The 22,334-nt window shown below is 64.3% G+C and carries 18 protein-coding genes; 9 read left to right on the forward strand and 9 right to left on the reverse strand.

Going from position 1 to position 22,334, the window contains the following annotated elements:
* Position 1 precedes the first annotated feature (1 nt).
* Both L2Y97_RS02015 and L2Y97_RS02020 read right to left on the reverse strand, forming a co-directional pair.
* Entirely contained in the window at positions 2-217 is a 216-nt protein-coding gene (locus tag L2Y97_RS02015; protein WP_247432308.1) for a hypothetical protein, read from the reverse strand.
* A 47-nt stretch (positions 218-264) separates the two neighbouring features.
* Positions 265-1,077, reverse strand: a complete 813-nt coding sequence (locus L2Y97_RS02020; protein ID WP_247432311.1) for an ABC transporter ATP-binding protein — start codon at positions 1,075-1,077, stop codon at positions 265-267.
* 31 nt (positions 1,078-1,108) lie between these two features.
* Here L2Y97_RS02020 and L2Y97_RS02025 point away from each other — a divergent pair, with 31 nt between their 5' ends.
* The gene (locus tag L2Y97_RS02025) at positions 1,109-1,891 is read left to right on the forward strand and encodes an SDR family oxidoreductase (RefSeq protein ID WP_247432313.1); all 783 of its coding nucleotides are present in this window, start codon (positions 1,109-1,111) and stop codon (positions 1,889-1,891) included.
* 29 nt (positions 1,892-1,920) lie between these two features.
* Positions 1,921-2,706 (forward strand): hypothetical protein, encoded by a 786-nt coding sequence (locus tag L2Y97_RS02030; RefSeq protein WP_247432316.1) that lies wholly within the window; start codon positions 1,921-1,923, stop codon positions 2,704-2,706.
* Here the strand turns inward: L2Y97_RS02030 and L2Y97_RS02035 are convergent.
* A complete protein-coding gene (locus L2Y97_RS02035) occupies positions 2,663-3,298 on the reverse strand; it encodes a DUF4124 domain-containing protein (RefSeq protein ID WP_247432318.1) in 636 nt (211 codons plus the stop codon). The genes L2Y97_RS02030 and L2Y97_RS02035 overlap by 44 nt on opposite strands.
* 92 nt (positions 3,299-3,390) lie before the next feature.
* Positions 3,391-4,335: a DegV family protein gene (locus L2Y97_RS02040; protein WP_247432320.1), complete on the reverse strand. Its 945-nt coding sequence runs from the start codon at positions 4,333-4,335 to the stop codon at positions 3,391-3,393.
* A 202-nt stretch (positions 4,336-4,537) separates the two neighbouring features.
* Between L2Y97_RS02040 and L2Y97_RS02045 the strand changes: the two genes are divergently transcribed.
* Positions 4,538-5,323, forward strand: coding sequence for an AMP nucleosidase (locus tag L2Y97_RS02045; protein WP_247432323.1), 786 nt, complete (start codon positions 4,538-4,540; stop codon positions 5,321-5,323).
* Positions 5,324-5,326: 3 nt separating this feature from the next.
* Here the strand turns inward: L2Y97_RS02045 and L2Y97_RS02050 are convergent, their stop codons facing one another.
* Positions 5,327-5,701, reverse strand: a complete 375-nt coding sequence (locus L2Y97_RS02050; RefSeq protein WP_247432326.1) for a hypothetical protein — start codon at positions 5,699-5,701, stop codon at positions 5,327-5,329.
* Positions 5,698-6,267: an RNA polymerase sigma factor gene (locus L2Y97_RS02055; protein ID WP_247432329.1), complete on the reverse strand. Its 570-nt coding sequence runs from the start codon at positions 6,265-6,267 to the stop codon at positions 5,698-5,700. Before L2Y97_RS02055 ends, L2Y97_RS02050 begins: the two co-directional genes overlap by 4 nt.
* 119 nt (positions 6,268-6,386) lie before the next feature.
* Between L2Y97_RS02055 and L2Y97_RS02060 the strand changes: the two genes are divergently transcribed.
* Both L2Y97_RS02060 and L2Y97_RS02065 read left to right on the forward strand, forming a co-directional pair.
* The gene (locus L2Y97_RS02060; protein ID WP_247432332.1) at positions 6,387-6,728 is read left to right on the forward strand and encodes a DUF6249 domain-containing protein; all 342 of its coding nucleotides are present in this window, start codon (positions 6,387-6,389) and stop codon (positions 6,726-6,728) included.
* Between the two features lie 169 nt (positions 6,729-6,897).
* Positions 6,898-7,776: an EamA family transporter gene (locus L2Y97_RS02065; protein WP_247432334.1), complete on the forward strand. Its 879-nt coding sequence runs from the start codon at positions 6,898-6,900 to the stop codon at positions 7,774-7,776.
* A gap of 96 nt (positions 7,777-7,872) precedes the next feature.
* On the opposite strand, the gene L2Y97_RS02070 is transcribed toward L2Y97_RS02065, so the two are convergent.
* Complete coding sequence (locus L2Y97_RS02070; RefSeq protein ID WP_247432337.1) at positions 7,873-10,992, reverse strand: TonB-dependent receptor; 3,120 nt, start codon at positions 10,990-10,992, stop codon at positions 7,873-7,875.
* 427 nt (positions 10,993-11,419) lie between these two features.
* Positions 11,420-14,476, reverse strand: coding sequence for a TonB-dependent receptor (locus L2Y97_RS02075; protein WP_247432339.1), 3,057 nt, complete (start codon positions 14,474-14,476; stop codon positions 11,420-11,422).
* A gap of 467 nt (positions 14,477-14,943) precedes the next feature.
* Here L2Y97_RS02075 and L2Y97_RS02080 point away from each other — a divergent pair, with 467 nt between their 5' ends.
* Entirely contained in the window at positions 14,944-16,602 is a 1,659-nt protein-coding gene (locus tag L2Y97_RS02080; RefSeq protein WP_247432342.1) for a Na+/H+ antiporter, read from the forward strand.
* A gap of 4 nt (positions 16,603-16,606) precedes the next feature.
* Here L2Y97_RS02080 and L2Y97_RS02085 read toward each other — a convergent pair whose 3' ends face one another.
* Complete coding sequence (locus tag L2Y97_RS02085; RefSeq protein WP_247432345.1) at positions 16,607-17,395, reverse strand: TatD family hydrolase; 789 nt, start codon at positions 17,393-17,395, stop codon at positions 16,607-16,609.
* Positions 17,396-17,743: 348 nt separating this feature from the next.
* On the opposite strand from L2Y97_RS02085, the gene L2Y97_RS02090 reads away from it, so the two are divergent.
* The 3 genes from L2Y97_RS02090 to L2Y97_RS22420 all read left to right on the forward strand — a co-directional run bounded on the left by L2Y97_RS02090 (position 17,744) and on the right by L2Y97_RS22420 (position 22,267).
* Positions 17,744-19,699: a S8 family peptidase gene (locus L2Y97_RS02090; RefSeq protein ID WP_247432348.1), complete on the forward strand. Its 1,956-nt coding sequence runs from the start codon at positions 17,744-17,746 to the stop codon at positions 19,697-19,699.
* A gap of 145 nt (positions 19,700-19,844) precedes the next feature.
* Positions 19,845-20,291, forward strand: coding sequence for a post-PEP-CTERM-1 domain-containing protein (locus L2Y97_RS02095; RefSeq protein WP_247432350.1), 447 nt, complete (start codon positions 19,845-19,847; stop codon positions 20,289-20,291).
* Positions 20,288-22,267 carry a PA domain-containing protein gene (locus L2Y97_RS22420; protein ID WP_283248297.1) on the forward strand — a complete coding sequence of 660 codons (1,980 nt, stop codon included), beginning with the start codon at positions 20,288-20,290 and terminating at the stop codon, positions 22,265-22,267. The genes L2Y97_RS02095 and L2Y97_RS22420 overlap by 4 nt, the downstream gene beginning before the upstream one ends.
* Positions 22,268-22,334 lie beyond the last annotated feature (67 nt).

Consider the following 22,334-nt stretch of genomic DNA (forward strand, 5'->3'; position numbering starts at 1 on the left):
CTCACTGCGTCTGCGCGTCAATAGCCTTTTGCTGATCTACCGCCTGCTTGTCCACCACCTTCTGCACGTCCTGCGCCTTCTTCTTCTGTGCCTCAAGGCTATCCCACGGCGTCTCGACGCGTGCCTGCGGCTCTGGCGGTTTCTGCTCGGGCGGGGGTGGCTTGTAGCACGCGGTGCACAGGGCCAGCAGGGCGAGGGGCAGGGCTTTGCGGATCATGAGGTGTCTCCAGGCGGCGTGGGCGTGAGTCTCGGGCGGCATGCCGGTTAGCGCAATCGCGCATCGTAAAAACCGTCGACTTGCGCCACTTCCATGTTCCAGTCGAACAGCGTTGAAAGGTGCGTGTCGGCCAACAGCTCGTCCTTCGGACCCTGGGCATGCAGCGCGCCATCGCGAAGCATCACGATGTGCCCGATCTCGGGAACGATCTCTTCGACATGGTGGGTGACCAGCACCAGCGTAGTGCCCTCCCGCGCGAGCTGGCGAAGCAGGTCGAGGAAACGACGCCGCGTGCCCGGGTCCAGGCCCGCACAAGGTTCATCCAGAAGAACCGCACGTGGCTCGTGAACCAGTGCCCGCGCAATGAGCACCCGGCGTGCCTCACCAGTCGACAGGGTGGAAACATCCCGACGTGCCAGGTGCGCGGCGCCGACGCGTTCCAGTGCGGCCACGGCCCGAGAGCGCATGCGGTCATCCACCACGTGGTCCAGCCCCAGTGTCATGGACGCGAAGAACCCCGACAGCACCGTATCGATCGCCTTCTCATGTGTGGCCTCGAACTCACGGCGCAGGTCAGATGACACCACGCCCAGTAACGTCCGCAATTCGGCGACGTTCCAGCGATCGCGCCCGAATACGCGCACCACCGGTGAACCGTCGTCATGGACCAGTGGGTACAACCGACGTTCCACCAGCTTCACCAGCGTGGATTTGCCCGAACCGTTGGGCCCGAGGATGGCGGTGTGCTGCCCTTGCGCGATCGTGAGCGAAAGGCGGTCGAGTAAGGCACGCCCGTCCCGCAGGACGGTGGCACGATCAATAGCGAGCAGGGGTGTCGTGGCATCCATGCTCCCGAGCATACGGTAGGATCACCCCATGGAGGACTATCCGATGCATCCACGACTGGCCGCCTGGCGGCTCGATGGCCGTACGGCCCTGGTAACCGGTGCCAGCAAGGGGATTGGCTATGCCTGTGCCCGCGAGCTGGCGGTGCTTGGCGCCGATGTGCTCATGGTGGCGCGTGACGAAGCCGCGCTGGAAGAGGCCGCGCAGGAACTTGCCGAGGAATGCCCCGAGGTGGAGATCCTGGCGATGACCGCCGACCTCACCGATCACGAAGACCGCCTGGCGGTCTTCGATTGGGTTAACGACCTTGAGATCGAACTCTCGATCCTGGTCAACAACGTGGGCGGCAACATCGTGAAGTCCACGCTGGCGTACACCGCAGAGGAATACCGCAGCATCTTCGAGTTGAACGTGTTCTCCGCATTCGAGATGTGCCGGCTGGCGCACCCGCACCTGGTGGAACACACGAACGCAGCCATCGTGAATGTGGGCTCGGTTTCGGGTATTCGCCACGTGCGCACCGGCTCGCCCTACGGCATGACCAAGGCGGCCATCCACCAGCTCACCCGCAACCTGGCCTGTGAATGGGGCGAGGACGGCATCCGTGTGAATGCGGTGGCGCCGTGGTATATCCGAACGCAGCGTACCGACCCGGCCCTGGCCGATGCGGAATACCTGGATGAGGTGCTCGATCACACGCCGATGGGGCGCATTGGCGAGCCGGAAGAAGTAGCAGGTGCGGTCGCTTTCCTGTGCCTACCGGCGTCCAGTTATGTCACAGGCGAAACCATCGGCGTTGATGGTGGGTTCCTGCGTTACGGTTTCTAGTATTTCATCCACCATCGATAAGGATTGTCATGAACGTCACCCGCTGGTTCCTGGTCATGCTCGCTGGCTTCGGCACCCATGCCGTACACGCTGCGGCCTGCCCTGATGTCAAAACGCTCGATGCGATTACGAAGATGGGAAGCGTCTTCATCGGCGAGATGCACGGTACCAACGAAGCGCCTGCATTCGTCCAGTGCGTGGTTGAACACGACGTTGCACGTGGCATCCACCCGACCGTGGCGCTGGAGCAGTTGTCCCCCGCGCGTGATCTTCACTGGCCTGGCTGGTCTGCCACCGATGGCCGTGCATCGAAGGCCATGGCGCGCCTGGTTCGCTGGCTGGATGGCCAGGAGAAGGCTGGCAAGCTGACGACGTATTGGATGTACGACAGTGTGATGCGTGATTTCCCCGCATCGCAGGACAAGGCCGATCAGTACATGGGCGAGGGCCTCATGCCGCTGGTGGCGAAGGGCACGGTCATCGCTTACGCGGGGAATGCCCATGCGCAGAAATCGCAGCACATGGGGGCAGACGTCAAACCCGCAGGCGCTTACGTTGCCGATACCATGCGCCACATCATCGTGACCGCGGCGCACGACGGTACGACGTGGGCCTGCATGGGGGCGTGTGCGGTCCAGCACCTGCCCGGTGTCGCAGCGTTCACCCCGGGGCAGCTTACCGCGGTCGGTACCGCGCAATCGGAACAGTTGCAGGGCTACGACTACGTGTATGCGGTGCCGTCGTTCTCCGCATCACCGCCGCAGCTCGGTGCTAGCCACACCCCTGCAACTGCGACCGCAGCTCCGCATCCTTAGCATCCAGGGGCGCACGCTCGCTTTTGAACGCGTTGCGAATTGCTTTCTGGTTCGCGTCGTTCTGGTCGCGCAGTGCCTGGCAGGTTTCCGTCGGCGACATGGGGCGGCATTGGTCCTGCACCCAAACGTAGTTGCTGGTGGCCACGGACGCGGCGTTGCCTTTGCCGCGGTTGAGTTCGGGGAAGGAGGACACCGCGGCGTTGCGGCTGCCGTAGGTATTGGCCAGGCCGTTGTCCACGGCGCCGAGCACACCCAGCGGCGCTGCGTACGAATCGGGATGGCCGTTGGTGCTGGTGTACGTCTTGCCATCGGTGGCGCGCACGCACAGGTACAACGCGGGTAGGGGGCGCGGTGGTTGTGGTGGTGGCGTCTCATCGACGAAGACGCCGTCGGTGGGTGGCTTAGGCATCGGCGCCACGCGGCCATCCGCGGGCGCCGAATCGGTCAGTTGGAGTTGTTCCTGGTGTTGCGATCTGGCACAGGGGGTTTGTTGATAGATCGTCTGGCCTGCCGTGGTGCATTTGTAGACGGTTTCGGCGTGGGCGTGCGAGGCGATCAGCCCAAGCGTGAGCAGGGTGATGAGCAGGAGCAAAGCCGGGGCGCGTGGCGAAAAGATATCGCGCGCAAGCGCGCTCCTACACGAGCGGACTCCATCGCACCCGGAGTAGTCGCGTGGGGCCATCGTCAGAACTCGGCGACGTGCTCTTCGGAGGCGAAGCCAATGGTCATGGCGCCTTCGCCGACGTTGACCATGCCGGTGATGCTCATGGGTGTTTCGAGCATCTCGACGCCAGCATCGCCGCAGTGGCGCACCAACGAGGTGTAGCCGGGCAGGTTGCGCATCTCGTCCAGGTCGCCGCCGTAGCTCAGGGTGAGCGAGGGTACGAGCAGGCCCGCCTGGACACGTTTGGAGGCGTATTCGAACAGCACCTGGGCACCGTGTTCGAACCCGCGCACCTTGCCCACCGGACCGGTCTCGCCGCGGTGGCCACGCAGGATCGGCTTGATATCGAGCGCGGTGCCAAGCATGGAGCTCATGAAGCTCACACTGCGGTCGCCCTTGCTGCGGGCGCGTGAACGCAGGTAATTCAGGTCGCGCGGCAGCATGTAGCCGTACGAGCAATCGGCGATATGCGCCGCGCGCTCACGCACTTCGGCGGGTGATTTGCCCGCCTGGATCATCCGCACGGCTTCAGCCACGGCCGGCGCGGCGCCCGCGAAGATGTTGCGCGTATCCACCACGCGCATAAGGAACGGCCCGCTGATGCCCGCCGCTTCACGGATCGGGCGATAGTTCTTCAGGATGGAGAAGCTGGCCTTGATCACGTTGTCGTGGATCGGGCTGCGCGTCGCCATGATGGTCAGGCAGACCACGCAGTCGTATTCCTTGACCAGGCGATCAAGGAACAGGCTCTGCACATCCTCCACGCTGCTGGCTTCGGTCTCGGCGGAGTGGCTGCGGCTGCCGAGCTTCTGGTCACGGAAGCGCTGGATCTCCGCCAGGTCGCGGTCATCCTTGAACTTGTGGTTATCCACCTTGACGGTGATGGGCATCACCGCGATGCCGTTACGTTCCACGAAGTCCTGCGGTACGTCGACCGCCGCATCAATTGCCACACCGATCCGCATCGGGTCTACCCCTCATTCCAGTTGGGCCTGGACCAGGCCCAGCGGCGTCCGGGGCACCCATTGCGCCCTGCCCACCCCGCTGCGCCGGATGCTACACTTGCGCGAATGAATTTGGCATCTTGCCGGCGTGGCGTCGCCGGTAACCGCGCCGGCCAGGCTGCAAAGGCCCGCCCTTCGCCGGCGCATTGGCACCGGGTTCCCCATGAAAACCAAGAATGAAATCGTCTCCAACTGGCTGCCCCGCTACACGGGTACGCCGCTGGAAGGCTTCGGCGAGCACATCCTGCTCACCAACTTCGGCCATTACGTCGAGCGCTTTGCCCAGGAAAACGGCGTGGAAGTGCGTGGTCGCGACCGGCCCATGCCCAACGCCACGGCCGATGGCATTACCCTGATCAACTTCGGCATGGGCAGCCCCAATGCCGCGACCGTCATGGACCTGCTTAGCGCGATCGAGCCCAAGGCGGCGCTGTTCCTGGGCAAGTGCGGTGGCCTGAAGCGCAAGAACGCCATTGGCGACCTTATCTTGCCGATTGCGGCTATCCGCGGCGAAGGCACCTCCAACGACTACCTCATGCCCGAAGTGCCGGCGCTACCCGCGTTCCAGCTGCAGCGTGCCGTCTCCACCATGATCCGCGACCTTGGCCACGATTATTGGACGGGTACCGTGTTCACCACGAACCGCCGGGTATGGGAGCACGACGAGGCGTTCAAGGAACACCTGCGCCGGACGCGCAGCATGGCGATCGATATGGAGACGGCCACGATCTTCGCCGCGGGCTTCGCCAACCACATTCCGTGTGGCGCGCTGCTGCTGGTATCCGACCAGCCGATGATTCCCGAAGGCGTGAAGACCGAAGCGAGCGATGCCACGGTCACGGCCAATTTCGTCGAGAAGCACATCAAGGTAGGCGTGGAAGCCCTGAAGCTGGTGCGCCGCCACGGCCGCAGCGTGAAGCACCTGCGCTTCGAGGGTGAAAACGAGTAACCGCTAGCCTCGCCGACCGGTGGGGCGCAGCCAGGCCATGGCCTGGGTGAGTGCCGCGCACCCAGCGAGCACGAGCAGCCACGGCTGGCGCATGGTATCGAGGGCGTGGGCATCGGTGGCAAGGAAGGCCACGGCGCCACCGATCATGGTGGCGAGCAGGGATCCGATCAGCCATGCCTCGAACCGCGCTGGCTGGCGCCTGGCGCGCGCTTGCGCCTGGGCCAGTGTCGCCACCCGTTCCGCGAAGTCCGCAGGCAGGCCGGGCTCCATGGCGTGCCGCGCCGCGCGGGTCACCGCAGCGTAAGGCCCTGCGTTACCTTCCTGTGCCTGCCACTCGCGTTCGGCGGCCGGGTGGGTACGGAAATCGATGTCTTTCATAGCGGTGTCACTCCCATGCTCGGCTCCAGTTCGCCGCGCAGGCGCAGGCGGGCCCGGAACAGGTGGCTCTTGATCGTACCTGTGGCCATGCCCGTGATCTGGGCGATCTCGGCGATCGACAGCTCCTCCAGATGGTAGAGCGTCAGTACGGTGCGCTGTACGGGCGGCAGGGCATCGATGGCGGTATGCAGCAGGGCGTCGGCCTGGTCCTGGCCGATCCGGGCTTCCATGTCGGCGCCATCGCCGAGGTTCTCCAGGAACGCCATGCCGTCCTCATCGTCGCCCAGGTCGATGATGTCGATCCGCTTGCGCTCCAGGTGGCGCAGGGCCACGTGGTAGGCGACCCGGCCGATCCAGGCGCGCAGCGGGCTTTCGTGGCGGAACTGGTGCAGCGTCCGGTGCACCCGCAGGAACACCTCCTGGCACAGCTCCGCCGTGTCGTCCGGCTGGCGGACCATCCGTTGCACGATGTGCCAGCACAGGCCCTGGTACTGGCGCACCAGGCGCGCGAACGCCCCCGGCGCCTCAGCCAGCACGGCCTCCACCAGGGCCCGGTCTTCAGTCATGTCGCGCTATCGTCCATGTGGACCATGGATACGCCCACCCCCCGGTCGGTTGCAGTGCAACCGGTCATGGCTTGCCCGTATCCATGATGCCAAGACCACCGGCCCCACAGGAGCCCCCCATGAACGCCGTCGAAGCCCTCATTCCCATCAGCCTGTTCTTTGCCATCGCCCTGGTGATCAAGTGGATCATCGACGCGCGGTTCCGCCACAAGATGATCCAGGCCGGCGTGACGGGCGAGCTGCAGAAGCAATGGTTTGAGGAAGAACTCAATCAGCGCCGCCAGTCCGCCCTTCGCTGGGGCACCGTCCTCACCCTGCTGGCCGTCGGTTTCGCCTTTATCCAGGCCAAGGGCTGGGACGAACTGAACCCGGGCGTCGTCGCTGTGCTCGTGGCCTGCACTGGCGTGGGCAATCTTGTTTATTACGCGGTGTCGCGCCGGCAGGTGTTGCCGGGCGCCTGACCGGCGTGGTTCCCCCATGTAGGAGCGCGCTTGCGCGCGATGGGTGCTCGCGGAAAGACCCATCGCGCGCTAGCGCGCTCCTACAAGGCTTGGAACGCAAAACGGTTGCGTAGTCAGTGGCCGCACGAGGCCTTACGCTAGCGTTTTGCTGATGGCGAAGGGATACATCATGCGGCCGTTCCACATTCTCCTGGGTGTTCTTGTGACGCTCATATGGGGAAGCAACTTCTCGGTGATCGAAGTAGGCCTGGGCGCCCTCGATCCGTTCGTGCTCACGACGCTGCGCTTCGCCCTTACCGCGGTGCCGCTGGTGTTCTTCGTGCGACGACCGGTGGGCGTGCCGCTCGCCGCGATGGCGGCCTACGGGCTGTTGTTCGGTGCGGGGCTATGGGGTGTCGTCAATATCGCGATGGCGCAGGGTATGTCGCCGGGCCTCTCATCGCTGGTGCTTCAGTTCGCCGCGTTCATGACCGTCGTGCTTAGCGCGATGGTGTTCCGCGAGCCGATACGCGCTCCCCAGGTGACCGGCATGCTTCTGGGTACCGCGGGTCTCATCGTGGTGATCCGCGCAGCGCCGGGTACATCCACGCTTGTGGGCACATCCCTCATTCTTCTCGCCGCGTTCAACTGGAGCCTGTGCAATCTGCTGGTGAAGCGTTTCCGCCCACCCGACATGCTTGCGTTCGTCGTCTGGACAAGCGCCTTCGCGGTGCCGGCGCTGGTCGTGCTCACGCTCGTCGCGAAGGGGCCGGCGGCTTTTGCCACGTTGCCGGCGACCCTCACATGGGCGGCCGTGGGATCCGTACTGTTCCAGGCGTACATCACCACCATCTTTGGCTACGCGGTGTGGAACTTCCTGATGAAGACCTATCCGGCCTCGTCGGTGGCGCCACTGTCGTTGCTCGTACCGGTATCGGGCATCGCCACGTCATGGCTCGCCTTCGGCGAACGCTTCCCGCCGGCGTTGTGGCTAGGCGTCCTGCTCATCCTTCTCGGCATTGGCGTGTTCATCGTCTCGCCTTTGCTGCGCAAGCCGACCGCTGCCTAAAAAAAGCCGCCCGTGGGAGCGGGCGGCGATCCGGGGAGATCTGCAAGGCGGTGCGGCTGGGAGGGGCCGCACGCCCTGTCTTCTTGTAATGAACGGTTACAGCGTGAAGTCGTACTCGGCGGAAACCTGCACGTAACGTGGGCTCTGGAAGCTCGTCGGGATCTTGTACGTGCTATCCGTGAGCGGCGCGCCGTTCGGGTCTTCGCCCACCTCGTTGATGGTCAGCGTGTGCTGCTTGTTGAACACGTTGAACACGCTGGCCGAGAGCGTCAGGCCCTTCGCCCACTGCGGCTTGTACGAGGTGTTCAGGTCGATGTTCCAGTACGACGGTGTACGGCCCACCGAACCGCGTTTCACGATCATGCCATCGCAGTACAGGTACGCGCCGGAACCATAGCCGCCGTTCACCACGCCATCGATCGGGTTGAGGCCATAGCAGTTCTCCGGACGGCCGGTCTGGAACACGCCATTGGCGCCGACCAGCCATTCGTCGTTGATCTGCCACGCGCCATACACCTTGAAGGTGTGCTTGCGATCGTTGGGAAGGTAGCCGTTGGAACCCGCCATGATCTCCGGATAGTCGAAAAGCTCAGTGGTGCCGGTATCAGCCTGGCCGTTGCTGGAATCCACGCCGCCTTCGGAGTTGCCGCGCAGGTGCGACCACACGTACGAGGCCTTCAGGTACCACTTGTCGTCGAAGTTGCGTTCGGCGGTCAGCTGCAGGGCTTCATAGGCACGCTTGTACTTCGGCTCGCCGACGTCATCGCCGGTGAGGTGGATGTTGTACAGCTTGCCCGTCGCATCGACCGGCGTGGTCAGCGTGACGGCACTGCCTGGGTTGAAGATGTAGCAGCCCGGGACGTTTGCGGCTTCCGGCGTCAGGCTCGTCGTATCCAGGTTCAGGCCGTACTGCGCGTTCGCGGCTTTGGCGATCGGGCGGAAATCACACGAATCGTCGACACCAGTGAGAATCTTGCGGTAAATCGCCTTTACACCCAGCGTCCAGTCTTCCACCTGCTGCTGCGCGCCCAGGATGAACTCACGCTGCTTGAACGGCTTGAGGTCCTGCGTGGCCACGGCCTGCGGATTCGGTACCTGTCCGGCTTCGCCGTTCGCGTACGTCGTGCCCGTACGTGCCGGGAACGCCGCTGCATAAGCCGGGGGAAGGGCGCCCAGGCCCAGCGGCGCGCCGGTCACCGGGTCTACGCCGGTGTAGCTGAAGTACTTGATCTGGTACAGCGAGGCCGAGGCGCCGCGGAGGGCGACATTGCCATCGAGGGGTAGCGAGTAATCGCCCGCGCTGCCGTAGATCTTGAGCGTGGAATCGCCGTGCACGTCCCACGAGAAGCCAAGGCGCGGCTGCCAGCTGTGCACCTGCTTCACGTAGGTCTGGCCCAGGCTGTTGCTGTTCTCGAAGCCGTCGTTGCGCACGCCGATGCGCGCCATGAAGTTGTCGGTGACGTGCCAGTTGTCTTCCAGGTAGTAGGACTTCTGGGTGATACCGACCTTGGCGCCGGTCGCGAATACGGTCTGCCGAACGACGCTGTCAGCCGGATCGAGGCCCGGCGCATGTCCTAGGATGTCTTCGGGGATCGAGCTGTACTGATAGAGCGCGCCGCCTTCATAGGCGGTACCGGTATCGGTCTTGAAGTGGTCGCGGGCCCAGCCCGCCTTCAGTTCGTGGTCGCCCAGGTGGTACTCGAAGTCGATGCGGCCTGCCTCACGCCGGTCTTCGCCGTTCGGTGTATCGAGCGACCCGGTGGGTGTAAACGAGCAGTGCGGATAGCCTGCCGCGCCGTTCGTGACGGGCGTGCGTGAATCGGTGATGGCGGGGCAGCCAGGCGAGTTGGCGGCATCGAAGATGTTGCCGTCGTAGGATTCGACCGTGCCGTCCGCGGCGGTCGCGGTATTGACGCGCTTGTTGACACTCTTGCCGTACTGCGCTGTCACCGTGAAATCATCGGTGATATAGCTGGTGTACTTCAGGATGTTGGTCATGCCACCCGTCTTGTCGTACACCTGGCCCAGGTAGTCGCTGCGCTGCGGCTGGCCGTTGTCGTCGTAGCTGTAGCCGTAGATGCTCTGCTGCTGCGTGCTGGTGTCGCTAAAGCCGGTGTACTCGAGAATGTTGCTGTCGTTGATGTTCCAGTCCAGCTTCACCAGGTAACGCGGGTCCTTGATCGTGGTCTTGTTGAAGTTGCCGCCACCGGTCGTATCACCGTAATGCTCATCCGCCGTGCGAGTACCGCCGACCAGCGCGAACATGAAGAGCTTGTCCTTGATCAGCGGGCCGCCGAGCCAGGCGTTCCAGCGCTGGCCAAAGTCTGTCGCATTACCCGATTGGTTGTTGCCAACCAGGTAATTGCTGTTATGCCGGTTGTTCTGCAGCAGCGCGCCGTTCTGCAGATAGATGTTGGGCTGGTTCGCCTGCAGCTGGTACGGGTTCCAGGTGAAGTCGATGCCACCCTGCCACGTGTTCGTACCGCGCTTGGTGTTCACCGAGATCACGCCGCCGGTGGAGTTACCGTACTGCGCGCCGTAGCCGCCATCCTGGATATCTTCCGAATCGATGGCTTCGAAGGGCACCTGCGAGTAGGTCAGGCTCTGGAAGAAGTTGGTGACGTTGAAGCCATTCACGTAGTAGCTGTTCTCGGCGACCGATGCACCGCTGAACGAAGCCAGGTTGCCAAACGCGCTGTCACCCTTGGTCGCGCCCGGTGCGAGCAGGGCCACCGCCGTCTGGTTGCGCGCCAGCGGCAGCTGCTTGATCTGCTCGGCGGTCATGACCGTGCTGGTCTGCGCCGAAGCCACATCGATGGGAGGCAGGGCGTTCGCGGTCACCGAAACGGCGGAAAGATCTTCCGCGTTACCCGCCGTCGTCGGTGCCGCAGCGAGGTTCACGTTGAATCCCTGGCCGGCCACGACCGAGACGTCGCGCGTCGTCGCGGCGCCACCGCCGCCACTGGTCGTGACTTTGTAGTTGCCAGGTAACAGCGAGACGATGTTGAACCGCCCGTCGCTGCCGATCGTGGCAGAGCGGCTCACGCCACTGCCGGTGTTGGTGGCCGTAACCGTTGTGCCCGGCTGGCCGGTACCAAAGATGCTGCCGGCGGTGCTCTGTGCGAGCGTGGCCGTGCTGATAAAGCCCAGGCCCACAGCGACGGCAAGCGCGAGCGTACGCCGCCCCGGCTGCCTGTTGATGGAACGCGTATTCATTTTTTCTCCCCGGCCCTAGGCCAAATCATGCAAACCGTGCCGCGGACCTTGGCGGGGTGCGGACGGATGGTGTGTGCGCTGCCGTGGCGTTAACAAAACCGCAACAAGCGAGCGCAAACTACGCCGGGCTGCAAATCGCACTCAATGCGACATTCATGAACGCAGGGATTTGGACGGCTTGCGTTGCCGCCATTCGCAAAGGCCGGAAGGCGGCCTTGCGAGAGCAAGGCGGCCCTTAAGGCGGGTATTACCTTTCATGACGCACGCCTTTGCGGCGTTCGTTAATGCGTGGATGAAAAAGGTTTCATCCAGCACGAGTTTTTACGCGGGTTCTTGCGGGGAAAAGCGGGCAAAAAAATGGCTGGTTCCCTCCAGGGAACCAGCCAAGATCCGGGGAAATGCTGCTGTTGTTGTTATGCGTGGTGCATCAGAGGGTGAAGTCGTAACGCGCGCCAAGGCGAACGTAACGCGGGTCCTGGAACGAACGGGCGCGCTTGTACTGCGGGTTCGGGTCGCCCGACGCAAGCTCACCGGTTTCGTAGTACTGCGTGACCTGCTGCTTACCGAGCAGGTTGAACACGTCCACCGAGAACGTCAGCTTGTGATCGGCGAAGGCCGGCTTCCAGGCGGTGCTCACATCGATCGTGTACGTCCACGGCGTGCGGCCATACGAGCCGCGCGGGGCCGGCTCACCGTTGCACCAGAAGTAGTTGGCGCCGTACCCGTACGGGTCGCCACCGGCCGACTCCGGGCGGGTACCCAGGCAGCTAACCGGTGCACCGGAGGTGACGCGGGTGACCGTCGAGAACTGCCACTCGTCCGTCGGCGCGTAGGTGCCGTACACGCGCAACTGATGCTTGCGGTCGTTCGGCAGGTCGCCGTTGGTGTTCTCCATGATGGCCGGGAAGTCCCAGCTTTCGGTCGTGGACACGTCGGCCTGGACGATGTTCGAGTCCAGCTGGCCTTCGGAGTTACCGTAGCTGCGCGAGTAGGTGTAATCGATCTTGCCGTACCACTTGTCGCTGAACTGGTGTTCGGCGTACAGATCGAGCATGTAGTAGTGGCGCTTGGGCTTCGGGAACCCCAGGTCGGCTGCGCTGAGAGGCACACTCAGGTACTGGCCGTCACTCGGGGACAAGGTGAAGGTGTTTGCGCGGCCCGGGTTGAACAGCCAGCAACCCGTGCTTCGGCCGATACCCGCCGCCACTTCGTCGCTCAGGCCGTTCTCGTCGCCCCACTTCTGCAACGAGGACGGATCGCACATATCGTCGATGAGGCTGCGTAGCCGGCGGTACATGCCCTTGGCACCGACCACCCAGTTGTCTTCCAGCTGCTTGTCGAAGCCCAGGATGTATTCATCCTGATAGTACGAGTGCAGGTCCTGGGCCGACACCGTCTTGGCATCCGGCGGCGTACCGTTGGCACCGTTCAGGTAGTAGGTCTGCGAGAACGGACCGGTGACCAGCCCGGTCGGCGCGCCGGTGACCGGATCGATGCCCGTGAAGCCGAAGTACTGCGACGGATACGTCGAGGGGCCGGCGCCACGGACCGCCACGGAGGTGGGTAGGCCGAGATGGTAACGGCCGGCATTGGCGTACACCTTCAGCGAGCTGTCGCCGTACACGTCCCACGACACACCCAGGCGCGGATCGAGCTGGTGGCGCGAACGGGCATAGGCCTGGCCCACGCCGTTGTAGTTGGAGAACTGCTCGTTACGCAGGCCGATGTAGCTGTGCCAGCGGTCGGTGACCTGCCAGTTATCTTCGACGAACTGCGAGCGCTGGTTAGTACGTGCCGAGGTACCCGTGGAGAGAGCGGTGGATTCGACGTAGTAGCCGTTCGCGAAATCAGCGGGGTTATACAGGTTCGGGTCGAGACCGAGATTGCTCAGGCGATTACGAATGGATGAGCCATCGCCGATGTCGTTGTAAATGTAGCCGGTACCGCCGACCGGTGCCGCACCCCAGCTGGCACGAAGCACGTAGTTATCCACGCCGCCACGCAGGTCGTGGTCGCCCAGGCGGTATTCGATGTTGGCGCTCCAGCCCTTGGTGCTGTCCTTGGAGCCCGGGGCGAGCTGGGTGGATGCACCCACCAGACAGCCGCTTTGCGGGTTGCCCTTGAAGGCGGCACGCTGGTCGGAGATCGAGGTACACGTGAGGCCGCTGGCTTCGTCCACGACCTGCGAGTGCTTCGAGTTGGCGCGGCCGTACATCGCGTTGACGGTCAGGTCGTCGGTGATGTAGCCGGTGTAGTGCGCGATATACGTATCGCCACCTGGCGTCGCGTTGGTCTGCGTGTTGTTGTAGTTCTTTGTGTACTGGTGGCCCAGGTAGTCACCGCGGCCGGTGTTGTAGTTGTAGCCGAAGATCGAGGCGTCCGTGGTCTCGGTATCACCAATGCCGGTGAGTTCCAGGATGTTGTTGTCGGTGATGTTCCAGTCGATCTTGGTCAACCAGCGCTTGGTCTTGCCGGTATCGTGTTCATCATCGTTCGCGCCGCTCGGGGCGGTGTAATTACCGGTCTGCTTGATCCAGTCGGCGGCGGCAAAGAAGAACAGCTTGTCCTTGACCAGCGCACCGCCGATCGACCCGGAGTACTGCAGGTTCTCCTGGTCGCGCCAGGTATACGGATTACCACGCTGGTACTTGGTTCCGTCGCGGTAATAGATGTTGCGCGGTTCCTGGGCCAGCGACGACGGCGAGAACAGCACCTGCACGTCGCCCTTCCACTCGTTCGAGCCGCGCTTGGACACGACGTTGATGACGCCACCGGTGGAGCGGCCATATTCCGCGCCGTAGCCACCGATCAGCACCTGTTCCTGGTCGATCGCGTCATACGGCAGCTGGCGCGAGCTCACGCCGGTCAGCGGGTTGGTGACCTGGAAGCCGTTGATGTAGTACGCGTTTTCCGACGCTGACGAACCGCCGAAGGAGAGCGCGTTGCCATAGCCGCGGGCTGCCGAGGTCGTGCCCGGGGCGAGCAGCGCGATGGAGCTGATGGACGTACGTGCGATAGGCAGCTTGGCCAGCTGATCGGAGCTGAGCACGGTGCGTGAGTCGACCGAGCTGACGTCGATGCTGGGCAGGCTGTTGGCCGTGACCTGCACACTACCGAGATCGGTGGCGTTGCTTGCCGACGCCGTGGCGGCGAACGACACATCGGTACCCTGGCTGATCTGGGTCTGTACACCCTTGTGGGTATCGACAGCGGTGCCGTTGCGCATCAGCGTGACATCGTAGGTGCCGATGGGCAGCGAGTTGGCGCGGTAACGGCCACTGCTGTCCACGGTGATGTCGCGCTTCAGGCCGGTGGCGCTGTTTTCGACGTGCACGACGTCGCCAGGGTTGGCCGAGCCATAGATGGCACCCGTGGCGTTGCTCTGCGCGAGTGCGCCGCCGCTGGCGGCTGCCGCGACGGCGAACGCCACGGCCAGTGTAAGTTTGCGGCGCGGTGGAACCGCGATACGCGAGACGGACTGCATGAACCTACCCTCCTAAAGGACGCATGTGACGAATGTCGGAACGAGCGGGCCCGCGTCCGCGCGGCACGCGGACGTTCGCCGCGAGTGCGGCGGGGGCTGATCGATATGCACGGCTACGCGGTGCCGTCTGCCTTCTGGTGAGCAGGCGGCATCACGCGGTCAAGGCGAGCGACGAGGCGCACCTTTGGAAGGGACTACAAACCGGAGCGAAGCTGGCATGTTGGATTCCCCAAAAAGACGACAAGAAAGGTTCTGCCGTGGAAGACGCGCTGTTCCGTTTGTACCCCCTGGAAACAGCTGCGACAGCACCGGAGTCCGGCGCGTGAAACCAACGTAAACCTGTGAAATACCTGTAAACAATAGGAATAAGTCCTAAGCAGGTATTTACGCATCGAATCGCAAATCCATGCGCCGCGGGAGGCCTCAGTGCTTGCCGCTCGCGCGCGTGCCCCGGTAGCGTTAACGACATGGACCTTGTCATCACCATTCTTGTATTGCTGCTGGTCGTCGCGCTCTCCGGCGCGATGGTCCGGATCCTGCCTATCCGGCTCCCCCTCCCGCTGGTACAGATCGCACTCGGTGCGCTACTGGCCCGTCCGTTCGGCATGCACGTGCAATTCGACCCCGAGCTGTTCTTCCTGTTGTTCATTCCACCGCTGCTGTTTGCCGATGGATGGCGCATTCCCAAGCGAGAACTGTTCCTCCTGCGTGGCCCGATCCTCGCGCTTGCCGTGGGGCTCGTGATCTTCACGATCGTCGGCGTGGGCTACTTCGTGCACTGGATGATTCCCACCGTGCCACTGGCTGTCGCGTTCGCCCTTGCCGCGGTGTTGTCGCCGACGGACGCGGTCGCGACATCGTCGGTCACGGGCGGTACGCGGATGCCACCCAGGCTGATGCATATCCTCTCCGGCGAGGCGCTCCTCAATGATGCATCGGGACTCGTGGCGCTGCAGTTCGCGGTAGCGGCGGAGGTGACGGGGCACTTCTCCGCGTTGCACGCGGCGCGCGACTTTGCGATCACCGCGTTGGGCGGTGTCGCTGCTGGCGCCCTGGTTGCCTTTACGTTTGGCGCGTTCCGCCGTCGGCTGGTGCGCTGGAGCGGCGAAGTGGATCCTGCCAGCCAGGTTGCGATGTTGCTGCTGCTGCCCTTCGCCGCGTACTTGCTGGCGGAGCACTTCGACGTATCGGGCATCCTTGCCGCCGTCGCAGCGGGCATGCTGATGAACTACACCGATGTGCTGAAGGGCGGCTATGTGGCCATGCGCATGCAGAACAGCGCGGTGTGGTCCATGGTGGAGTTCATCTTCAACGGGCTCATCTTTCTCCTGCTGGGCATGCAGTTGCCGGGCATTATCGATGGCGCGAAAGCCGATCTGCAGCAAGCCGGTGGCGGTGAGCTCTGGTACCTCGGCGCGTATGTCGTCGCCATCACGCTGGCGCTCGTCGTGCTGCGTTTCATCTGGGTGTGGGTGTCGCTGCGGTTCGTGCTGATGCGCGCTTTGCACCGCGGCGAGCAGCGTCCCAAGGTAGGCACGCGCCTGATGTGGACGACGGCGCTGGCCGGTGTCCGTGGCGCGATCACCATGGCTGGTGTGTTGTCGCTCCCCTTCATGAAGGCACCTGGCGTGCCTTTTCCCGTCCGCGACCTGATGATCTTCCTTGCCACTGGCGTCATCCTGTGCACGTTGCTGTTCGGTGCGGTGGGGCTTCCGCTATCGGTGAAAGGGTTGAAGTTGCCGGGCGAAGATCCACGGGTACGCGAGGAGCGCAAGGCACGGGCGTTGACGGCGGAAGCGGCCCTGCGCGGCATTGCCGATGAGCAGCAGAAGGTGGAGGAGAGCGGTGACGCCGATGCGATCGCGCTCGCCTCGCGCGTAGCGGCACGCGTGATGGCGGATTACCAGCAAAGGCTCGAGGCGGCGGCGGAAGAGGGTGACGTGCCCGGTAAGGCCCGTGCCGAAGCAGGCACCGAGCGCGTCATGCGCCTGGCCGCGTTGCGCGCCGAGCGCCATCAACTGATCCACTTGCGTCGCGACCACACGATCAACGATGAGACGCTGCGTACGCTGATGCGCGAAGTGGATCTGGCCGAGGCCGCCTTGACCGGCCTGCACGCGGGCTAGGCGCTCACGGCAGCCGGAAGAACGCTTCCGCCGTGCGCGTGGAGGCCTCAGTCACCGCGTCGCGCGTCTCGCCGCGGTCCTTCGCTACTTCATCGCGGATGTGCGCGAGGTACATCGGCTCGTTGCGGCGATCCTTGGGCATCGGGCGCAGCGTGCGCGGCAGCAGGTAAGGTGCATCCGTCTCCAGCATCAACCGGTCAGCGGGGATCAGCTTCACCAGTTCGCGCAGGTGCGCGCCACGGCGTTCGTCGCAGATCCAGCCCGTGACGCCGATGTGGCAATCCAGGTCGAGGTAGTCACGCAGCGCCTCGCCGGTGTCCGTGAAGCAATGCACGACTGCGGCGGGCACGCGATCGCGGTAGCGCTTGAGTAGCGCGAGGAAATCGTGGTGTGCGTCGCGCTGGTGCAGGAACAGGGGCATGCCGAACTCGGCGGCGATCGCCAGCTGCCGCTCGAACACCTCGCGCTGGATGTCGCGGGGTGAGTAATTGCGGTTGTAATCCAGGCCGGTTTCACCGACCGCACGAACTTCCGGCTCGGCGGCCAGCTGGCGCAGGAAGGTGTCGGTCGCGTCGTCGTAGTCCACGGCATGGTGCGGGTGAACGCCGGCCGTCGCGAACAAACGGCCCCCGCTGGCCCTGGCCAGCGCCAGCGCGTGCTCACTCCCTTCCCGCGAAGCGCCCGTAACGATCATGCGGCCTACGCCATGGCTCAAAGCCCGGGCAAGGACGGCGTCCAGATCCTGGTGGAACGACTCGTGGGTGAGGTTCGCGCCGATGTCGATCAAGTCCATGATTTAGTTCGCAAAGTGGTTGACGGTTGTGCGGCCGGTTGATGCGTTATCGCCGCGCAAAGCCATGAATTAGAACACATATGGCCATCCGGTCAGGGTTTCCACGGGGTTTGCCGGATAGGCCGTTCGGACGACACGAAATAACGCGTCAAATTATTGACGGTCGCATTTTCCTACTGCTAGGTTCCTGCGACGGCTGGCGAAATCTCGCCAAGAAGTCGTCTTATGGAGGTTTTTCGAAAGGGAACTCAAATTCTTTTTTGCAGGGGATGCCCGCCACGGGCATCAAAAGGAAGGCGGCCCGCAAGTGGTCGCCCAGGCAGTACCACGGGCTAAGGGGTAGTGCAGATGGGAAATCGTATCCTCGCGAGGTCGCTCGTCGCCTCGTTCGTCCTGGCCGCCGCGCCAGCGATCTTCGCAGCAGGGGCCGCCGCGCCCCACGCCACGTTCAACGTCAGCACCTTGCGTGCATCCAGCGGCTACGACCGCTTCATCATCAAGTACCGCGATGGCACCACGCAGCGCACGGATCACGCCGCGGCCGCACAGGCCGTCAGCGCCGCGCTCTCACGCGCTGCCGCCACCACCAGTTCACTGCGCGCGGGCAAGTCGGCGGCACCGCTGGCCAGCTACTCGCGCAAGCTGGGCACCGGTGCCGATCTGGTGCGTATCTCGCGCAAGCTCACGGCGAGCGAGGCCGATGCGCTGATCCGACAGATCGCCACCGATCCCGCCGTCGCGCACGTGCAGGCCGACGTGATGATGCAGAAGGTACGTGACATTTCCGCGACCGGGCTGGCCGCCGCCGCGGCGCCTACGCCGGTCGTCGTGAATGACCAGTACTACGCGCGTTACCAATGGCATTTCCGTGCCCCTGACGGGACCGCCGAGAAGATTGGTTCGGATGCGAGCAGTTACGCGAACAAGGGCGGCAGCAACGTCGCTAACGCGTGGAATCTTTCCGACGGCACCGGCGTTACCGTGGCGGTGCTGGATACGGGCATTACCAACCACCCGGATATCGATCTCTCGCTGGCCGATGCCGGCTACGACTTCATCATCGATAGCTATGTCTCCGGTCGTGCCACCGATGGGCGCGTGCCCGGCGGCTGGGACCTGGGTGACTGGACCACCGATGACAAGTACCTCGCCACCAACGGCGGTTGCGTGGATGCGAACAACCCGGCGGAAGATTCCAGCTGGCACGGTACCCACGTATCGGGCAACGTCGCCGAACTGACCAATAACACCACCGGCATGGCGGGTATCGCTTACAAGGCGAAGGTGCTCCCGGTTCGCGTGCTGGGCCACTGCGGTGGCTATAGCTCCGATATCGCCGATGCGATCGTGTGGGCGTCGGGCGGCCATGTCGATGGTGTGCCGGATAACACCCACCCGGCGCAGGTGATCAACATGAGCCTGGGCGGCGAAGGCAAGTGCAGCGACGATGATGTCACGGCCGACGCGATCACGGGTGCCATCGGTCGCGGCACCACCGTGGTCGTTGCCGCCGGCAACGAGAACGACGATACCGCCAACTACTCGCCGTCGAGCTGCCCGGGTGTGATCGCGGTCGCCTCCAACGGCATCACCGGCAAGCGTGCGTATTACTCGAACTACGGCACGGGCGTAACGCTTTCCGCGCCGGGCGGCGGTGTCTACGCCAACGATGCGGCCTCGGGCACCGTCGTGTCCGCCGGCTTCTCGTGGTCGGCCATCAACGACGGCACGCATGAGCCGACCACCGCCGATTACGGCGGCATGGCGGGCACTTCGCAGGCCACGCCGCACGTCACCGGCACGGTGGCACTGATGCTTGCGGCGGTGAAGGGGGCCAACCTTCCCACGCCGACGCCCGCACAGATCCGCACGCTGCTCACGTCCACCGCCCATCCGTTCCCGTCCACGCCCGACAAGGCGATCGGTGCCGGCATCGTCGATGCCTACGCCGCGGTCAACAAGGCGCTTGGCAACGATTCGGGCAACCCGGGGGAACCGGATGTCACCGCGCTCACCAACGGCACGAGCGTCAAGGCGTCGGGTGATGGGTCGGCCAAGGTGTATTCGATCGATGTGCCCTCCGGTGCGCGCACGCTCGTATTCACGACCTCGGGTGGCACGGGTGATGTGTCCATCGCGGTGAAGAACGGTACGGCAGGCACCGAGACGGTGTCGGCCAAGAAAGCCACGAACAACGAGACGGTGACGGTCGCACGGCCGGCGGCGGGCACCTGGTACCTCACGGTGACCAGCCCGGCGGCGTACGCCAACGTCAGCGTCCTCGCACGCTTCGTCGCACCTTGATGGAAATGGCCCGTCGGCCGTGTGCCGGCGGGCCGGGGAAGCCCTGGCCAGGGGGCGGGCTTCTCGTCTTGCGCCAGCGAGGGGGTCTTCGCTGGCGTGGCGTGCAGGGAGGGGTCCCTGCCGCCGTATAAGGGAGGTAAGGGCAATGTATTCACGAACACTGGCACAGGCCGCGGGCCTGGTGCTGACGGGCGTCTTCACCCTCGCGGCAGCGGTACATGCCGCCGAGGCACCGAAGACCGCCGCGCCTCAGACCGTCGTCGTCCAAGGCGTACAGGTGGCGATCGATCCGGCAACGGGCCGGTTGCGTGAACCGACCGCTGAAGAGCGCGCTGCGCTGTCCAGGGCGTTTGGTGTGCAAAACGTATCGGCGGCGAAGCTTTCCGCTGGCCAGCCACGTACCGCGGCCGAAGCGAAATCCACCTTCCGCAGCGTCTCGCTCGATAACGGCGTCCGCGCCAAGGCCGTGCGGGTGCCGCAGGAGCTGATGAGCAGCGTGGTTGCCGAACGTCAGCCGGATGGCAGCCTCAGCATTCACCACGATGATCACGGCGTCCAGGCCGCGCCGAAGGCACCGGAGGTGGTGAAATGATCCGCCGTAATCTTCTCTTTACCGCTATCGCCGCCGCCGGGCTCTTCTACGCCATGGGCGCCAGTGCCGCGGAGATCAAGATCGTCAACCAGGATGTCGGTACCGGCAAGGGCCTGGATGATCCGACCCCGGCAACGCCGGTAGGCGGCAACCCGGGTACGACGGTGGGCAAGCAGGCATTGAACGTCTACCAGTTCGCCGCCGATGTGTGGGGCGCCGTGCTGCAGAGCGATGTCACCATCGTCAATAACGCGACGTTCGAGAAACTTTCCTGCGACGCGACCTCCGGCGTGCTGGGTTCATCGGGCACGACTTACATTTTCTACTTCGACGACACCAGCACGTTGCCGCCGCGCGCCGTGCGCAACACCTGGTACCACTCGGCCCTGTTCGATGCGCTGAGTGGTTCCGACGGCATCCCGGGCGAAGCGGATATCCAGAGCCAGTTCAATGGTGCGCTGGGCTCCACCGGTTGCCTTGAAGGTTCGAAGTGGTACTTCGGCCTGGATGGGCAGACGCCGGCCGGATCGATCAACTTCCTCAACGTCGTGCTGCACGAAATGGCGCACGGCCTGGGCTTCTCCGGCTTCAACAGCCTGACTACGGGCTCCCCCTACGTCGGCGACGACGGCGTGGCCCGCCCCGATATCTATTCCACGTTCGTCTTCAACGATACGAAGATGAAGAAGTGGTATGACCTGACCAACGCCGAACGTGTCACGGCGGCGCTGGATGATGGCAACCTGGTCTTCACCGGCGCCACGGTCAAGGCGGAAGCGCCGCTCGCGCTAGGGCTGCCGGATATCTTCCGGGTGACGGCACCGGCCGCTGCCGCGGGCGATTACCAGTACGCGCAGGGTGCGTTTGGCCCGCTCGCCACGGCTTCGAACTTCAGCGGCAGCGTGGTGCAGGCCGCGCCGGCCGATGGTTGCGCGGCCATCACCAATGGCTCCGCCATCAGCGGAAAGATCGCGCTGATCGATCGCGGCACCTGCAACTTCACCGACAAGGTGGCGAACGCGCAGACCGCCGGTGCGAAGGCCGTGCTTATCGCCAATAACCAGGCCGGTGCGATCACCCCGGGCGGCACACCGACGACCACGATCAACATCCCGACGATCGCCATCAGCCAGGTGGACGGCAACAAGCTCAAGGCCAACCTCACCGGGCTGACCGGCGCGGTGGGCAAGGGCACGGGCCTGGCCGGCGCCGACGCGCAGGGCAATGTGCAGCTGTATGCACCGACGGTGCTTGCGCAGGGCTCGTCGTTCTCGCATTACGACACCCGCCTGACCCCGAACGCGATCATGGAATACGCGATCAACCAGGACCTGATGGGCCAGATCGATGTCGACCTGACCCCTGCGTTGTTCAAGGATGAAGGCTGGGGCCTCAACACCACCGGGCAGCTGCTGCTTACCTGCAATACGGGTATCCCGACGCTGGTACCGGGCGGCGTGATCGTGGGTGCGAACGTCATCTCCAATGCGAAGACGATTGCCGGCGATGCCGCCACGCTCGCGGTGTATCGCACCGGCGTGCGGGCCTACGCGTCCACCCTCGCCAGCTCGGGCCTGATCACTGCAGCGCAGGCATCCAGCCTGAATGCGTGCCTGAGCGATGCGGAAACGCAGAAGCAGTACACCGCGTGGCATGTCGCGGTACCCGATGCGATCAGCCTGGGTAACAACGTTGGCCTCGGCAACCAGTCGGGCGCGGCGGGCAGCACCAAGGTGTACTCGCTCTCGGTGCCGGCTGGCGCGAAGTCGCTGACGTTCCGTACGGCAGGCGGCTCGGGTGATGTGTCTATCGCCGTGCAGGCACCAGGCGCCACGGCATTCACCGCGGTCGCCAACCGTACCGGCAACGCCGAGGTGTACACCAAGGCCAGCCCGGCGCAGGGCACCTGGTATCTCCAGGTCACTGGGGTGAAGGCCTACAGCGGGGTCACGGTGCAGGCGGTTTACACGCAGTAAGCGCGACACACCCGGGCCGCCACGCGCGGCCCGGGTTCCATTCAGGCGGCAGGCACTGGAGGCAGCG

The organism is Luteibacter aegosomatissinici (assembly GCF_023078495.1).
GTDB lineage: Bacteria > Pseudomonadota > Gammaproteobacteria > Xanthomonadales > Rhodanobacteraceae > Luteibacter > Luteibacter aegosomatissinici.

Coding starts and splice junctions, on each gene's coding strand:
- L2Y97_RS02015 (WP_247432308.1), bottom strand. CDS start 217: ATGATCCGCAAAGCCCTGCCCCTCGCCCTGCTGGCCCTGTGCACCGCG.
- L2Y97_RS02020 (WP_247432311.1), bottom strand. CDS start 1,077: ATGCTCGGGAGCATGGATGCCACGACACCCCTGCTCGCTATTGATCGT.
- L2Y97_RS02025 (WP_247432313.1), top strand. CDS start 1,109: ATGCATCCACGACTGGCCGCCTGGCGGCTCGATGGCCGTACGGCCCTG.
- L2Y97_RS02030 (WP_247432316.1), top strand. CDS start 1,921: ATGAACGTCACCCGCTGGTTCCTGGTCATGCTCGCTGGCTTCGGCACC.
- L2Y97_RS02040 (WP_247432320.1), bottom strand. CDS start 4,335: ATGCGGATCGGTGTGGCAATTGATGCGGCGGTCGACGTACCGCAGGAC.
- L2Y97_RS02045 (WP_247432323.1), top strand. CDS start 4,538: ATGAAAACCAAGAATGAAATCGTCTCCAACTGGCTGCCCCGCTACACG.
- L2Y97_RS02050 (WP_247432326.1), bottom strand. CDS start 5,701: ATGAAAGACATCGATTTCCGTACCCACCCGGCCGCCGAACGCGAGTGG.
- L2Y97_RS02055 (WP_247432329.1), bottom strand. CDS start 6,267: ATGACTGAAGACCGGGCCCTGGTGGAGGCCGTGCTGGCTGAGGCGCCG.
- L2Y97_RS02060 (WP_247432332.1), top strand. CDS start 6,387: ATGAACGCCGTCGAAGCCCTCATTCCCATCAGCCTGTTCTTTGCCATC.
- L2Y97_RS02065 (WP_247432334.1), top strand. CDS start 6,898: ATGCGGCCGTTCCACATTCTCCTGGGTGTTCTTGTGACGCTCATATGG.
- L2Y97_RS02070 (WP_247432337.1), bottom strand. CDS start 10,992: ATGAATACGCGTTCCATCAACAGGCAGCCGGGGCGGCGTACGCTCGCG.
- L2Y97_RS02075 (WP_247432339.1), bottom strand. CDS start 14,476: ATGCAGTCCGTCTCGCGTATCGCGGTTCCACCGCGCCGCAAACTTACA.
- L2Y97_RS02080 (WP_247432342.1), top strand. CDS start 14,944: ATGGACCTTGTCATCACCATTCTTGTATTGCTGCTGGTCGTCGCGCTC.
- L2Y97_RS02085 (WP_247432345.1), bottom strand. CDS start 17,395: ATGGACTTGATCGACATCGGCGCGAACCTCACCCACGAGTCGTTCCAC.
- L2Y97_RS02090 (WP_247432348.1), top strand. CDS start 17,744: ATGGGAAATCGTATCCTCGCGAGGTCGCTCGTCGCCTCGTTCGTCCTG.
- L2Y97_RS02095 (WP_247432350.1), top strand. CDS start 19,845: ATGTATTCACGAACACTGGCACAGGCCGCGGGCCTGGTGCTGACGGGC.
- L2Y97_RS22420 (WP_283248297.1), top strand. CDS start 20,288: ATGATCCGCCGTAATCTTCTCTTTACCGCTATCGCCGCCGCCGGGCTC.